At 46.8% G+C, this 15,011-nt stretch carries 12 protein-coding genes; all 12 read right to left on the bottom strand.

The genetic code is table 11. The features are described from left to right. Positions 1-14: 14 nt before the first annotated feature. From ACYVH9_RS18490 to ACYVH9_RS18545, 12 genes are read right to left on the bottom strand one after another with little or no spacing between them, the layout of a single operon-like run. Positions 15-791 carry a cytochrome c oxidase subunit 3 gene (locus ACYVH9_RS18490; RefSeq protein ID WP_460637866.1) on the bottom strand — a complete coding sequence of 259 codons (777 nt, stop codon included), beginning with the start codon at positions 789-791 and terminating at the stop codon, positions 15-17. 17 nt (positions 792-808) lie between these two features. Continuing rightward, positions 809-1,399, bottom strand: a complete 591-nt coding sequence (locus ACYVH9_RS18495) for a cytochrome c oxidase subunit 3 (protein WP_460637867.1) — start codon at positions 1,397-1,399, stop codon at positions 809-811. Positions 1,400-1,405: 6 nt separating this feature from the next. Continuing rightward, positions 1,406-2,293, bottom strand: coding sequence for a heme o synthase (gene cyoE, locus ACYVH9_RS18500; protein ID WP_460637868.1), 888 nt, complete (start codon positions 2,291-2,293; stop codon positions 1,406-1,408). 1 nt (position 2,294) lies between these two features. After that, positions 2,295-3,317 carry a COX15/CtaA family protein gene (locus tag ACYVH9_RS18505; RefSeq protein ID WP_460637869.1) on the bottom strand — a complete coding sequence of 341 codons (1,023 nt, stop codon included), beginning with the start codon at positions 3,315-3,317 and terminating at the stop codon, positions 2,295-2,297. Continuing rightward, positions 3,292-5,172, bottom strand: coding sequence for a cytochrome c oxidase subunit I (locus ACYVH9_RS18510; RefSeq protein WP_460637870.1), 1,881 nt, complete (start codon positions 5,170-5,172; stop codon positions 3,292-3,294). The genes ACYVH9_RS18505 and ACYVH9_RS18510 overlap by 26 nt, the downstream gene beginning before the upstream one ends. 31 nt (positions 5,173-5,203) lie before the next feature. Beyond that, positions 5,204-6,331, bottom strand: a complete 1,128-nt coding sequence (locus ACYVH9_RS18515; RefSeq protein WP_460637871.1) for a cytochrome c oxidase subunit II — start codon at positions 6,329-6,331, stop codon at positions 5,204-5,206. Between the two features lie 39 nt (positions 6,332-6,370). Continuing rightward, complete coding sequence (locus ACYVH9_RS18520) at positions 6,371-7,693, bottom strand: quinol:cytochrome C oxidoreductase (protein ID WP_460637872.1); 1,323 nt, start codon at positions 7,691-7,693, stop codon at positions 6,371-6,373. A gap of 37 nt (positions 7,694-7,730) precedes the next feature. Continuing rightward, positions 7,731-8,345: a c-type cytochrome gene (locus tag ACYVH9_RS18525; protein WP_460637873.1), complete on the bottom strand. Its 615-nt coding sequence runs from the start codon at positions 8,343-8,345 to the stop codon at positions 7,731-7,733. A 15-nt stretch (positions 8,346-8,360) separates the two neighbouring features. Continuing rightward, on the bottom strand, positions 8,361-8,894 hold the full coding sequence (locus tag ACYVH9_RS18530; protein ID WP_460637874.1) for a DUF3341 domain-containing protein: 534 nt from the start codon (positions 8,892-8,894) through the stop codon (positions 8,361-8,363). Between the two features lie 48 nt (positions 8,895-8,942). After that, entirely contained in the window at positions 8,943-10,370 is a 1,428-nt protein-coding gene (nrfD, locus tag ACYVH9_RS18535) for an NrfD/PsrC family molybdoenzyme membrane anchor subunit (RefSeq protein WP_460637875.1), read from the bottom strand. 57 nt (positions 10,371-10,427) lie between these two features. Then, positions 10,428-13,532: a TAT-variant-translocated molybdopterin oxidoreductase gene (locus ACYVH9_RS18540; RefSeq protein ID WP_460637876.1), complete on the bottom strand. Its 3,105-nt coding sequence runs from the start codon at positions 13,530-13,532 to the stop codon at positions 10,428-10,430. Positions 13,533-13,577: 45 nt separating this feature from the next. Continuing rightward, entirely contained in the window at positions 13,578-14,744 is a 1,167-nt protein-coding gene (locus ACYVH9_RS18545; RefSeq protein WP_460637877.1) for a cytochrome c3 family protein, read from the bottom strand. Positions 14,745-15,011 lie beyond the last annotated feature (267 nt).

Genomic DNA, 15,011 nt, shown 5'->3' on the forward strand with positions numbered 1-15,011 from the left:
TATAGCTTATTATTTTATACCAGATAGAAGAACGTAAAGACAAATACCCAAACCAGGTCAACAAAGTGCCAGTAAAGGCCAACTTTTTCGACCATCTCATAGTGTCCCCGACGCTCGTACAAGCCAAAAGACGTCCGGTAGAAAATCAGGATATTCAAAACAACTCCACTCAATACGTGCGTTCCGTGGAAGCCTGTAATAAAGAAAAACAGATCAGCAAAAGCCGGGGGGCCATACTGGTTCTCGGTCAGGTTAGCACCAAAGATCGTCCGCTCAACCCATTTACCATCTATAATTTCCCGGATCACAGTACCCTCATCTGTTCCATGAATAAAGTGCGTCCATTCCCATGCCTGGCTTCCCAGAAAGGTCAAACCACCCAGAATCGTCCACAGCATGTACTTTTCTACTGCCGCCCGGTCCATCCGATGACCAGCCTCTACGGCCAGTACCATTGTTACCGATGAGAAAATAAGGATGAATGTCATAATTCCAACAAACACCAGCGGAAGCTCCATACCGTGCAGAAATGGTACCGCTTCGTATACTTTCTCCGGGATTGGCCAGTATAGATTTGAGAAGTGAAACTCACCGTGAACGGCTGGATCATAAGCCGGATAGCTAAACCGGATCATCCCGTAGGTGACCAGCAGAGCGGAGAAAGTGAAAGTATCCGAAATAAGAAAGAACCACATCATCAGCTTACCGTAGCTCGCTTTCATCGGTTCTACCCCGCCCATCCAGGTTTTCTTATCAAATACTGGCGCGTCGGTTGTTGCAGTAGCAGCCATGCTTTACAGAAATTGAATCAATTAAAATACAGTAAAAAGCCAAATAAATAGACCCACAGAACATCCAGAAAATGCCAGTAAGTCGCACAAATTTCAATTTGGTTCAGGTTCTTCGCATGAATTTTCAGCTGAAAAGAAGCTCGTAAGGCGAACAAAAGCACCAGCAAACCACTAAAAAGGTGAAAGGCATGCAGCCCGGTAAAAACGTACAAAAACGATCCGGACGGGTTGCCAACGAAATAGACATTTTGGGCAACCAGGTCTTTCCAACCCAAAAATTGCATTACCAAAAAGGCCAACCCGAACGCAAAAGTAATAGAAATTGCTGTTCTCAATACCCCGAAATCATCTTTTTTTGCCGCACAGTAAGCCCAGTGCATCGATACACTGCTGATCACCAGGACCACCGTACTGTACCAAAAAATGGGGGGCATTTCGAATTCCAGCCAGTTTCCTTCTGCACGCCGTACGAGATAAGCACTCGTCATAGCCGCAAATAACATCACAATACTGACCACAAAAAGCCAAAGGATGAACTTCTTGGGGTTCATTGACAATGTCTCTTCGGGCTCCTCCGCCACTGCCATAATTTTAACTGCTTCGCTCATAGTTTGTTATAATTTATCCAATAAGAACGCAATTTGAACAATCGGCAGGTACAGAAATGATCCGAACATGATCTGCAATGCCGCTTTATCCGTATGTTTTCTCATCAGATAAAACGTTTGAGCCAAAAATAGAATTCCACAAACCGTAGCAATCAAAGCAGAATTTAGCCCCGTCATACCCAACTGGTAAGGCAACCAGCCTACGGGCAATAAAAACAAGGTATACAGCATGATTTGCAGAGCGGTTTTTTCATCTTTCCCTCCTGTTGAAGGCAATAGTTTGAATCCTGCTTTGGTATAATCTTTATCCGCAACCCATGCAATTGCCCAGAAGTGGGGAAATTGCCAGAAAAACTGAATAGCAAAGAGAATACCGGGTTCAAGTCCGTAATGATTCGTAGCGGCTACCCAGCCAATCATGGGTGGAAAAGCACCCGGCAACGCACCAACAAAAACGGCAATCGGTCCTACTCGCTTTAATGGAGTATATACAAACCCGTAGAGAAGTAACGAAAGAACTGACAGTACGCAAGCCCGCAGATTAAAAAAGACGATAAACAAATAACAAGCCGCAACAAATAAGACAAATGCAAAAATAGCTGCTTCCTGAACGCTCAAACGACCAGTCGGTAAAGGCCGACCTGCCGTCCGTTTCATCAATTTATCGTATTCTTTCTCAATAATTTGGTTGATTATGTTCGCCGATCCGGTCATCGCCACAGAAGCAATAAACAATAACCCTAGCTTCCCCCAATCACTGGAATTAGTGGCCAAACTATAGCCGAACATGCCCGACAAAGCAATAAATGCCGACAAACGGAATTTCAGTAAATCAAAATATGCTTTGCTTTTTAGAGCAAAGGCATTAGCACTTATAGTTTTAGCTTGTTGCATTCTACACTTTCGAATAATAAGGCTGGTGAACAGCCTGGTTTTTTAATAACCGATCCGCATTCAGCACTAACAAAGCTACAAATTGCAAGCCTAGCATAATAATGGCTAACGTCAAATGAATAGGTTGAGCAAAGGCTGGTACAGAAAGATAAGCCAAAAACAAACCCGTTACAATTTCGATAGCTACAAATACGATCAACGCATTAGTCAAGGTCGTGAGCAGACCCTTTCTGGTAATGTGCTTACGGAGCTGGTAAATCAGAACCAGATGAAAAGCCAGTATTACCAATGAAAAAGAACGATGGATGTAAAAGCGATAATCAAGGCTATCAATCCACCGGTCACGTTCGCTATAGCCAATCCGTTGAATTACTTCATCAATGGCTTCACGCACCTGAGTTCCTATCAAAACCTGAACCAGCGACAGAATCAATGTCCAGATCAAAATACGATTTACAAGCGCTCTATTTCCGGCCAGCGGTTCAACAGCTACTTGGCCCCGGTACGAAATTGCCATCACGTATAGCAAGACAAAAACGACCAGAATAGCGAGCAACATGTGCAGGGTAACCAGGTAAGGAGTTAGCTCCGTTGCAACAACCCGCGATCCCAGCCAGCCGTTAAAACCAATCAGGAAAAGCCCTAGAAGGCTTCCGTAAAATACGCGCTTATCTTTTTGTAGATAATGAGTTGAAACCAGCAGAAGACCAAAAACCAACAGCCCGGCCACTGCTCCGACCAATCGGTTTATGTATTCAATCCAGGTCTTAACCGGATTAAATTCTATTTCACCTTTTAGTTTAGCCCCGTATATTTCTTGGTAATTGGCCGGCAGCTGAGACAAGTCGGTTGGTGGTACCCAGCGTCCAAAACACCTCGGCCAATCGGGGCAGCCCATTCCGGAACCAGTACTTCTGACAATTCCACCCGCTACAATAACGAGGTAGATGGAAATGACAGCAAGTAAAACCAGGCGCCGGAACAGGCGTTCGCGTTTATTAGTGAGGTTGCTTAAACTGGTCATTATAATTTTGAGCCTCAATCTCTTTCTCGATCGCAATCAAGGCATTTTCATGCGGCAGATTCGATTCTGGAGTTTGAGAGTAAGGAACATTCTGCGGGATGAAGTCATCGTTAGCTCCCGGTTTGCTGTAATCATATGCCCAGCGATACACAGCAGGAATTTCACCTGGCCAGTTACCATGACCTGGATGAACAGGGGTAGTCCATTCCAGTGTATTCGAACGCCATGGGTTCAACGGAGCCTTCTTACCTTTGAAAATGCTGTAGAAGAAGTTCCAGACAAAGAGCAACTGCGCTACAAAAGTAAAGATAGCTGCAATACTCACGAACATGTTCAAATCGCCAAATGTGCGGAACGCTTCGTAAGTTGTGAATGAATAATACCGACGAGGGAATCCGGCAATACCGATATAGTGCATTGGGAAGAAAACCAGGTAAATACCTACAAATGTGAACCAGAAGTGGATATAACCCAATGTTTTGTTCATCATCCGGCCGAAGAATTTCGGAAACCAGTGATAAACCCCCGCCAGAAAACCGAATGCGGAAGCCGCCCCCATAACAAGGTGGAAGTGAGCAACCACAAAATAGGTATCGTGTAACTGAATATCCAGCGCACTGTTGCCAAGAATAATACCCGTCAAACCACCTGAAATAAAGAAGGATACCAGACCAATTGAGAACAACATAGCTGGCGTGAATACAATGTTACCGCGCCATAGAGTCGTAATGTAGTTAAACGCTTTTACAGCAGATGGTACCGCAATGATCAGCGTTAAGAACATAAAGATTGACCCCAGGAATGGATTCATACCCGTTACGAACATATGGTGCGCCCATACGATAAACGCCAGGAAGGCAATACCGATCATGGAAGCAATCATGGCCCGATAACCAAAGATAGGTTTGCGGGAATTCGTAGCAATAATTTCGGATGTGATTCCTAAAGCTGGTAGAAGAACGATGTATACTTCCGGGTGGCCCAGGAACCAGAATAAGTGTTGAAACAAGATGGGGCTACCTCCAACGTTCGGTAATGCTTCTCCACCAATGTAAATTTCCGACAAATAGAAGCTGGTTCCCATGCTCCGGTCGAAGATCAGCAGCAGCGCAGCCGACAAAAGTACCGGGAAAGAAATCAAGCCCAAGATAGCCGTCAGCAGAAACGCCCAGATGGTCAGCGGCATTTTGCTGAATGACATACCCCGCGTACGCAGGTTAATAACCGTTGTAATATAATTGATTCCACCGAGCAACTGTGATACAATAAAGATGGCCATACTCATCAGCCAGAGCGTCATCCCCAGCCCTGACCCTGACATTGCCTGTGGCAAAGCACTCAAAGGTGGATAAATAACCCAGCCACCTGAAGCAGGACCCGTCTCAATGAACAATGAAAAGAACATCAAGACACTGGACAGGAAGAAGAACCAGTAAGAGAGCATATTCAGAAAGCCCGATGCCATATCGCGCGCTCCTATCTGTAACGGAATCAGGAAGTTACTAAAGGTCCCACTCAGTCCCGCGGTCAATACAAAGAACACCATAATGGTTCCGTGCATTGTTACCAGCGCCAGGTAGAATTCAGGATCCAGCTTTCCGGACTCGTCAATCCAGCCACCGAGTATAGGCCGTAACCATTCCAGCTTCATGTTGGGAAAGCCCAACTGCAAGCGGAAAATGATGGAAAGTGAAGCTCCAATAATTGCCCAGAAGATTCCCGAAAACATGTACTGTTTTGCGATTACCTTGTGGTCTTCTGAGAAAATATATTTCCTTATAAAACTCAGCTCTTCATGGTGATCATGTTCTTCAACATGAGCCGCCGATGCTGAATTTGTCTCAAGGGTAGCCATAGTATTATAATTTAATGTCTCTTAGAGTTAGTTATCGCAATGATGCACTAGGTGCAGCCCCCGCTCCTTCTTCACTCGGAGCAGCCGTACTGTCGGATGGAGTTTCTGCCGAATCCGCCTGAATGTACTTGGCGGCCTTCGCTTTCAGCTTTTCCGGTACACGAGCCAGATAGTCTGGATTGTTGGTCAACCACGGTTTTTGTTTAGCGACCCAGGCTTTGTACGATTCTTCATCATCGACAACTACAGTTGTACGCATTGAAAAGTGTCCACGTCCGCAAACCTCCGTACAAGCGATTTCATACTTGAAACTTTGATTACCGGTTTCGTTCCGCATCTCTTCCGTAGTTTTATCGGCAATGAACCAAAACTTCGTCGGCATGCCCGGCACTGCATCCATTTTTACGCGCATATGCGGAATGAAAACGCTATGCAATACATCTTTTGCCCGAATTTTAAGCAACACCGGACGGTTAACAGGAATATGCATTTCGGATGAAACAGTGAAGTCATCAAACGAAGCTTCATCTTCCAAATCGATACCCAAACTGTTGTTAGCGTCGATCAGTTTATAGTTATAGTTTCCCAGCTTGTTATTATCAACGCCGGCATACCGCATCTCCCAGTTAAACTGCTTTCCAACAATTTCGATCACTTCGGCATCTTCGGGCGCTTCACTTGTGATGTCACGCCAAGCCCGCCAGCCTGTGAAAACCAGCAGCGCCATTACCACCGCCGGAATAACCGTCCAGATCAATTCCAGTTTATGGTTTTCTGGATAGTAAGTTGCTTTATGCCCCTTGCGATACTGGTATTTGAACGCAAAAATGAACAGTAAAGCGTTCGTTACCACAAAAGCAATTGTGATGATGGACATAACTAACCAGAACAAACCATCCGTATGCCGTCCGTGCGGGGACGATGCTTCGGGGAGGAAATATTGCCGGGCGTGTAAAAACGACCAGGTAGCAGCTATTGCCCCGCCAACAAAGAATACAACGAACAAAACTGCGTTGATACGGTTTCCCGTTCCTACACGTTCGATCTCTTCGGTGGTGTCACCGCCATTGACGCCTTTCAAAACAGAGGTCAATCGCGTCAGCACCAGAATTGCCAGTACCAAAAATACCAACGACAAAAGTCCTACAACGTAAACCATAACAAGCTAGAATGAATTTTAATACAAAAAGTACTGGTTCTAAATATCGTGATGCAACGACTCTTCCAACATCGGGTGATTTTTCGGAATCAGGTTTGCTTTCGTCAGTTGCGTAGAAACCGACCAGATGAAAGCACAGGCAAAAATCAGAATCATTCCGAATTCAATAGGTCCCCAGCCACCGTGTTCACCAACGGTACCTGGCATTACGTTGTTGTAAAAGTCAAAATAGTGACCAACGATGATTCCCCAGCAAGCGACTTTTAGAATAATTGGCGTCCGCTTCGCATCCCGGGTCATTAAGACCAGGAATGGGAATAAGAAGCACAATAACAAATTAATCCAGAAGGGTGCCAGATAAATACCACCGTGACCACTGAAGCGCTCGCGATAATAAATGGTTTCTTCCGGTAAGTTAGCGTAATAAATCAACATGAATTGAGCAAACCACACATACGCCCAGAAAATACTAAACGCAAACATGAATTTACCCAAGTCGTGTAGATGACTTGCGTTGACCGCTTTGAGAAAACCTTTTTCTTTCAGGCTTACCACGATCAAAGTAATAATTGCCAGACCCGTTACGTGCCAGCTGGCCAAGGTATACCAACCAAACATCGTACTGAACCAGTGCGTATCGATTGACATCACCAAATCCCAGGCCGAAGTAGAGGAAGTTACAGCAAAAACAACAAGGAAAGCCGTCGAATATTTAATGCTTTTCTCGTAGTATTCAGTTCCGCCCTCCAGATCCTCTTGCAAAGAGAATTTACGAACAACCCGCCATAACCAGTACCAGGCAACAAAATAAATTACCAGGCGAATCAAGAAGAATGGCGTATTCAGAAAGCCTTTTTTCCCGGCAATAATTGGATCATATTCTGGACCTCCAACCTCATACAACCCTTCGTGAGTCCAGTGGAATAGATCATGCCCAGCCACAAAAAATGTTATCAGCATTATCACCCCTGTGATTGGCAGAAAAGCAGGCAATGCTTCGGGTACGCGTTTGAAAACTGCCGACCAGCCCGCTTGCGCCAGGTAGTTATAGGCAATAAAGAACATTCCGATCACAGATGCTCCTGCAAAGTAAACAGCGTTTACCCAGACATTAGCCCACAGACGGGTAGTCCATTTGTAGTGGTGTCCTTCAGCTGCGCCATGAGCGGCTTCATGTCCATGAGCCGCTGCACCGTGTGCAGCATCAGCATGTTCATGTCCACCAATGCCTTTTGCAGCCAGGAAAGCACCAATGCCAACCAGCACAACTCCAGCAACAATGCCGATCGTCAGATTCCGCTTGCTTTCGGCTGTAAATTCAAATTGTTCGTCCAGCGACGGGATTGAATGTGTATGAGCCATTCTTTTATTGAACTATAATGATTCTTCCAATAGACTATTAACCGCCCGTTTGCAGCTTCCGAACGTAATGTACAATCTTCCAGCGGTCTTCGGGGGTTATCTGCGAGCCGTGGGGCCACATCCGGTTTCTACCGTGTGTGATTACGTGGAACACATGCCCCTCCGTCATACCAGACATTGATGCATAGTTAGGTACCCCTTTATACTGGGCCGCAACCAAGCCATCCCCTTTGCCGGCTTCACCGTGACAATGTTGGCAAAAACGAGCGTAATATTCTTTTCCTTCCGCTAGCGTTTTTTCGGTTAGCGGCACCGGATTCACTAGACGCTCAGCAATCTCGATGCTATCAGCCGGAATATTATAAATCATCAGATCTCTGGCCGAACTATCGCTCTTGCCAAAAGCCGTATTGTAGTTCCGACGGGATACGGTTCCTTTTACGGGTAGCCACAAAGCCGTACCCTTGGTACCTTTTTCACTATAAGGGGTTTTGAACCCTTCTTCCTGTTTGTATGGCTCATAACCAACCGGCTCGTACATATTCGGGGCGTATGTGGTTCCCGGATTGTCGTGACCCCGCTTACAGGCGGTTATGGTCAGCATGGCGGCTGCCATCACCAGAAGAGAGCGGTTCAGTCGCGTAAACTTCATGTGTCGTCAGTCGGATTAAAATTGTTTTACATTTACCTCGGCAGCACCAGACGCCCGCAAAACCGTAGCAATTTCAGCTTCTGAATGCTTGTTTTTACTCAGGTCAATGGCCATTACGAATTTGTTATCCGTGCTGCGAAGATCGAACATCAACGGTTTCACCGTGGGCCCTAAGCCATTGGAAACCAGAAATGTACCCACCATTCCTAATGCGGTGAAGAGAACTGTAAGCTCAAACATTACCGGAATATAAGCAGGATAGGCATAGTTATCTTTTCCCCCAATAACCATAGGCCAGTCGTAGCCCATTGTATAATAGGTCAAGGAAACCATTGTTAGAAATCCCGTCAAACCAAAGAGGAAGGCGGCAATACCAATCCGCGTACGTGGGTGGCCTAAGGCAACGTCAAGTCCGTGAATAGGAAAAGGCGTATAAACTTCGTGAATTCGCACACCAGCGCTTTTCACTTCGGTCACAGCTTTCAGGACAACTTCGTCGTCGTCGTAAACGCCTACCAGAAACTTTGCGCTATCGTTATGATGAGCCATTGCTATAATGAGATTTTAAAACCGGTTCTTCAGTATTCAAGACGAAAACTACTCGACGTCTTTGTTATAAGTTGGGTTCGTTACACGATCTCCTTTGGCAACACCAGATACAGATGCTGGCAGCTTTTCAGAGGCTGACCGAATGATGGCCTTCACCTCGAACATGTTGATTACCGGTAGGAATTTGGCAAACAAGAGGAACAACGTAAAGAACAAACCGAAAGAGAAAATATAGTCACCAATGTCGTACATCGTCGGCGAGAACATGGCCCAGCTTGACGGCAGATAGTCACGGTGTAGCGAAGTAACAATAATTACGAAACGCTCGAACCACATACCAATGTTAACAATGACCGACAGAACGAACGTCCAGGTGATGCTCCGGCGAATCTTCCGCGACCAGAACAGCTGCGGAGAGATTACGTTACAGGTCATCATGGCCCAGTAAGCCCACCAGTACGGACCCAGCATCCGGTTTAAGAAGGCATACCGTTCATATTCAACGCCTGAATACCAGGCAATAAAGAACTCAGTGATATAGGCAACACCCACAATCGAACCGGTCAGCGTGATGATTTTATTCATCGACTCGATGTGCTCGAACGTGATGTAGTCTTCCAGTTTGAAAACAACCCGGGTAATCAGCATCAGGTTTTGTACCATGGCAAAACCGGAGAAGATTGCACCCGCAACAAAGTAAGGAGGGAAAATCGTGGTGTGCCAACCCGGAATAACCGAGGTTGCAAAGTCCATACTTACAATTGTGTGAACCGAGAGAACGAGTGGCGTCGAAATACCGGCCAGAATCAAGCTGATGTATTCATAGCGTGCCCAGGTTTTAGCTCCACCATTCCAGCCCAGCGAGAAAGCACCATAGATATAACGCGATACCTTATTAGTAGCCCGGTCACGGATGGTGGCCAAGTCAGGAACCAGACCCATGTACCAGAACACGAGTGATACGGTAAAATACGTACTGATCGCGAATACGTCCCAAACCAGGGGTGAGTTAAAGTTTACCCACAATGAACCAAAGGCGTTCGGCAACGGCAATGCCCAATAAGCCAGCCAGGGACGGCCCATGTGCATCAGGATAAAGCTGGCCGCGCAAATTACCGCAAAGATGGTCATGGCTTCTGCCGCCCGGTTGATGGAAGTCCGGTACTTCATCCGGAATAACAACAAGATGGCCGAGATCAACGTACCAGCGTGCCCAATACCGACCCACCATACGAAGTTGGTGATATCCCAGGCCCAGCCGACGGTTTTGTTCAAACCCCAGACGCCCAGTCCTTCCCACCAGGTCCAGAAGAGGCAAAAAGTACCGTAAATTAAGACGATAAACGAAATGACAAATGCGATGGTCCACGCGCGGGTTGGTTTCCCTTCGACCTGCTTGCAGATGTCTTCCGTCACGTCGGCGTATGTCTTACCCCCGGTTACCAGTGGGTTTCTCACGGGTGATGTAACGTGCATGGTTTTAAATTTGAATGCGAATAGTTAACGAACTAGAAATACACAATCAGAGACAAGTTATTCAGCGTGGTGCTCGGCTGCAGCAGCGGCTACCGGCTTAGCAACTTCATCCTTATTCCGGATCTTAGTCAGGTACGAAATCTGCGGTCTTACGTTGATTTCTTCCAGTACTTGGAAGGCCCGGCCTTCATTTTCCTCTTTCAACAGTTTGGAAATCGTGCTTTCCGGATCGTTCATATCACCAAAGACGATACCACCGGTTGGGCAAGCCTGCGCACAAGCTACCTGAATTTCATCCGGTTTCGGTCTTCTGCGTTCTTTTTTAGCAGTCAGTTTACCATCCTGAATCCGTTGTACGCAGAATGAGCATTTTTCGATAACACCCCGCGAACGAACCGTTACATCCGGGTTAATAACCATCTTACCGAGGTCGTTGTTGAAGTTGTAATCGAAATTGTCGTTATCAAAGTATTTGAACCAGTTGAACCGGCGAACTTTGTACGGACAGTTGTTGGCGCAGTACCGCGTTCCTACGCAACGGTTGTACGTCATTTGGTTCAACCCTTCCGTACTATGTGTCGTTGCCAATACCGGACATACGGTTTCGCAAGGCGCGTTCGAACAGTGTTGGCAAAGCATTGGCTGGAATACCACTTCCGGATTGGCGGAAGCAATCTCCATTCCTTTACGATCGTCGACTTCCGCATCACTGCTATAGTAACGGTCAATCCGGATCCAGTGCATTTCGCGTCGGTTAATCACTTCCTGCCGACCTACTACGGGAATGTTATTTTCTGCCTGGCAACCAATTACGCACGCGGCACAACCCGTACAAGAGTTCAGGTCAATAACCATTCCCCACGAGTGGTTTGGCTTTTCATAGCCTTTCCACAGAGAAATATCCGTAGTCGGTACCGGTCCTTCAGACGTAACAACTTTCGGGAAATACCGTCCGGCCTTCACGTCTTTCTTGTAAGCAGAAAGAACAGTTTCCTGAATAACGGCCCGGCGACCCATTACGGTATCGTGCGTTTGCGTCTGAGCAATCGTGCGTGAACCGCCAGCTTTGTTAATTTTTATGTCGGTGGCCGAAAACTGAGTCAGGTTATTGACAACAGATGCCAGCGGATACACATTTTTACCAACGCCGTCAGCCGATTTGCCCGCCTTTTCACGGCCATAACCAATGGCAATCGAAACCGTTCCGTCAGCTTGTCCCGGCTGAACCAGCACTGGCAATTCAATAGCGGGTTTACCCGTTACTTCAACCGTTACCAGATCGTGCTGTTGCAATCCAAGTTCCGTAGCCGTTTTTTGCGACAGACAGGCGTAATTATCCCAGCAGGCTTTCGAAACCGGGTCAGGCAACTCCTGTAACCAGGGGTTGTTGGCCATGGCACCCGTACCGATACCTACTTTTTCGTAAAGTGACAATTCCAGACCGGTTGCGTTAGCTTTGTAGCGTTGCGCAATTCCGGCGGCAGCTGATGCTACACTTCCGGCATTGAACGTACCCGCAGCTGCAGCCGGTGCATTCAGTTCCAGAACGCCATCATGCAGGGACTGAATCCAGAACTGGTCGAAGGAAGCTCCTTTGCCAGCTTGCGGATATAAGTTAGTCCGCCAGTAGCTCTTAATAAATGCTTCGTAGCTCGGATTCAAACCCGCCCATTTCAGCAAAGAAGATTGCGCCTGGCGAGTCTTGAAAATCGTGTTGATGGTTGGCTGAGTCAGGCTGTAGATTCCAGCTTTCGGAGAAGCGTCATCCCAAGACTCCAGGTAATGAGACGCCGGACAGATGTATTTACAAAGCGAAGCCGTTTCGTCTGCCCGATCCGACAAGGAAACCGACAGGCCAATTTTCGGCAGCGCTTCTTTCAATTCTGCACCGCGGGGGTGATCGTATACCGGATTAGCTGCGTAGAAGATAACGCCTTGTACCCGTCCCGCTTTTGCATCCGCAATGAAAGCGTTCATAGCTGCGTCATTTCCCTGACGGTAATTGACCGGGCGGCTCAGATCAATTGTTGTTCCGTAACTGCCCAGTAGATTGTTCAACGCATTGACAACCACTTGGACGTTCGGGTCATTTGATCCTGATACGACCAGCGCTGCTCCGCGTGAAGCCGCCAGATCAGTAGCTGCTTTGTCCAGATTGGCCACATCAATTGCTGCTGTGCTGATTGGCGCACCACCCAATTTTGCGGCAACCTTATTATAAAGAGCCGCAACCACCAGCCCTTCTTGCGAAGGCTTGATAGCAGTCCGGTAATCGGCGTTGGAACCCGTTATCGACAAACCAGTTTCAAACTGATAGTGCCGTGACATATCCTTTTTGTTTCCAGCATTAGCGCCTACTTTCCGCGTTGCTACATACTGATCCGTGTATTCCAGCGGAGCAATCCAGCTACCCAGGAAGTCGGCACCGATGCTAACAATCGTTTTCGCTTTACTGAAATCATAAGAAGGAACGACTGCCTGACCAAACGACGTCTGATTGGCCTGAACCAGACCCGATACCGAATTGGCGTCGTATTGAATATGCGTAGCCGTGGGGTATTTGGCAATGAATGCAGCAATAACGGCTTTCGTTGACGGGCTCAATAGCGTTGAAGAGACGATCCGAATGGCTCCTCCCCGTTGCAATTGCGTCTGAATTTCGGTATCAATAGCCTGCCATTCGCTATCTGCTTCTCCCCGTTTCGGCCCTTTCAGCTTGTCATTATCGTAGAGCGATAACACTGAAGCCTGTACCCGGGCCGACGTACCGCCTTTTGTAATGCTCGAAGACGTATTCCCCTCAATTTTGATGGGGCGGCCTTCGCGGGTTTTCACCAGAACCGGCACATATTCACCTCCCTCGCTGTACGTCGATGCATAGTAGTCAGCAATACCTGGGAATGTGGTTTCCGGCTTATTGATATAAGGAATCGCCTTATGAACTGGCGTTTCGCAGGCAGCCAGGGTAACGGCTGCCATACCAAATCCTAATACTTTTAAGAAATCCCGACGGTCACTTCCAATACCGTCGACAATACTTCCTGATTCAGTAGATTTATTTGTATCGGCTTCTGAGAACTCCTTGTACGCGTTTTTAACAAAAGATTCGTCGTTTCGTAGCTCTTCCAGTCCCCTCCAATACCGTTTATTTGTATTTTCCATACAGTCCTTAAGATTCGTTCAACTGTTTAATGGGATACGATGTGATTAATAGTGGCATTTTGAACATTCGAGGCCACCGATATTAGCCACACGTAACGGTTCTTTGCTTCCCTTTTTATGGAGGGCAACTAATTTATCGTAGTAGGCATTATCCTTCGTAGCAACTTCCGTTTTTCGGTGGCAGTCAATACACCAACCCATTGTCAGTGAAGAGCGCTGTTCCATCACTTCCATTTTTTCCACTTCACCATGGCAAGTCTGACATTCAACCTGGCCCACATTGGTATGTTGAGCGTGGTTGAAGTAAGCCAGATCCGGCAGGTTATGTACCCGTACCCACTCAATCGGCGTATCGGTTTCGATCGCCTTGTAAATTTTCTGAATTTCCGGTGATTCCCGTTTGATTTCACCGTGGCAATTCATACAGATGTTGGCGGATGGAATCGTAGCAATCTTTCCTTTGTATACGCTCGTATGACAGTAGTTGCAATTGATCTGGTATTGGCCAGCGTGCAGTTTGTGCGAAAAAGCAATGGGTTGTTTGGGAGCGTATCCTTGTGAAACGCCCACGCTGTACAATCCGTCGAAGGTTTGTTTAACCACAACGAAAACGAATAACCACAGAATGATCGAGCGAAGCGTACTGTTACCGGCTGCTGCAGCAAAGCTGGTTTTCAGCCGTTCTGTAAACGATTTCGTTTGTCCGGCTTCATCACCTTTCGTTGATACCGCTTTTGACAAAATTGTTACCAACACCAGCAAAACGCCCAGCACCAGCAGCATAACAACCAATAGCGCTACCAGAACAGCCGTGAATAGGCCCGAAGGACTTTCACTGGCAGCAGCCGCAGCTACTTGCTGACCTCCAGCCGCTTGTCCGTCTCCTTGAGACGGAGTGGGTTTGCCCGCTGATTCAACGTAGGCCAGGATGTTTTTAATATCACCATCTGACAAGTCCGGGAAGCTCTGCATTACCAACGGCTGGTACTTATTATACAGAGCAACCGCATAAGCGTCGCCACTGGAAATAACCGCCTGAGGATTTTTGATCCATTTGATAAGCCAGGCTTCATCACGCCGACTAGTAATACCTTTCAAGCCCGGACCGATAACCTTCTCGTCCGTTACAGCATGACATTGCTGACACAAAGTGGAGAATAGTTCCTTTCCCTTTTCCGGATCAGCGCCACCAGCTGCGGCATCTTGTGCCATCGACTGATAGCCACTAAAGAGTAGTGAAAGTACAATTATGAAAGGGCTAATTGCACGTCGAGAACACTTTTTAAGCAATGAGAAACCGATAAAATCAGTATGCATACCTACTAATTATTTTCCATTAACGCACAAAAGTAGTACAGGAACGGTTTTAATCAAACACTTGCGGTTTGATATTTTGGAGTACAATTTTATTTATACTTTGTCTAAGTAACCGTCTTTTCTTAGCTTATTTAGAACTTGAAAGAAGGGATGAAAGGCAAA

The sequence above is a fragment of the Larkinella harenae genome (assembly GCF_054780515.1).

What these genes read in the sequence shown, in the direction of transcription:
- ACYVH9_RS18490 (WP_460637866.1), bottom strand. Translation starts at nt 791, where the DNA reads ATGGCTGCTACTGCAACAACCGACGCGCCAGTATTTGATAAGAAAACC.
- ACYVH9_RS18495 (WP_460637867.1), bottom strand. Translation starts at nt 1,399, where the DNA reads ATGAGCGAAGCAGTTAAAATTATGGCAGTGGCGGAGGAGCCCGAAGAG.
- cyoE (WP_460637868.1), bottom strand. Translation starts at nt 2,293, where the DNA reads ATGCAACAAGCTAAAACTATAAGTGCTAATGCCTTTGCTCTAAAAAGC.
- ACYVH9_RS18505 (WP_460637869.1), bottom strand. Translation starts at nt 3,317, where the DNA reads ATGACCAGTTTAAGCAACCTCACTAATAAACGCGAACGCCTGTTCCGG.
- ACYVH9_RS18510 (WP_460637870.1), bottom strand. Translation starts at nt 5,172, where the DNA reads ATGGCTACCCTTGAGACAAATTCAGCATCGGCGGCTCATGTTGAAGAA.
- ACYVH9_RS18515 (WP_460637871.1), bottom strand. Translation starts at nt 6,331, where the DNA reads ATGGTTTACGTTGTAGGACTTTTGTCGTTGGTATTTTTGGTACTGGCA.
- ACYVH9_RS18520 (WP_460637872.1), bottom strand. Translation starts at nt 7,693, where the DNA reads ATGGCTCATACACATTCAATCCCGTCGCTGGACGAACAATTTGAATTT.
- ACYVH9_RS18525 (WP_460637873.1), bottom strand. Translation starts at nt 8,345, where the DNA reads ATGAAGTTTACGCGACTGAACCGCTCTCTTCTGGTGATGGCAGCCGCC.
- ACYVH9_RS18530 (WP_460637874.1), bottom strand. Translation starts at nt 8,894, where the DNA reads ATGGCTCATCATAACGATAGCGCAAAGTTTCTGGTAGGCGTTTACGAC.
- nrfD (WP_460637875.1), bottom strand. Translation starts at nt 10,370, where the DNA reads ATGCACGTTACATCACCCGTGAGAAACCCACTGGTAACCGGGGGTAAG.
- ACYVH9_RS18540 (WP_460637876.1), bottom strand. Translation starts at nt 13,532, where the DNA reads ATGGAAAATACAAATAAACGGTATTGGAGGGGACTGGAAGAGCTACGA.
- ACYVH9_RS18545 (WP_460637877.1), bottom strand. Translation starts at nt 14,744, where the DNA reads ATGGCACAAGATGCCGCAGCTGGTGGCGCTGATCCGGAAAAGGGAAAG.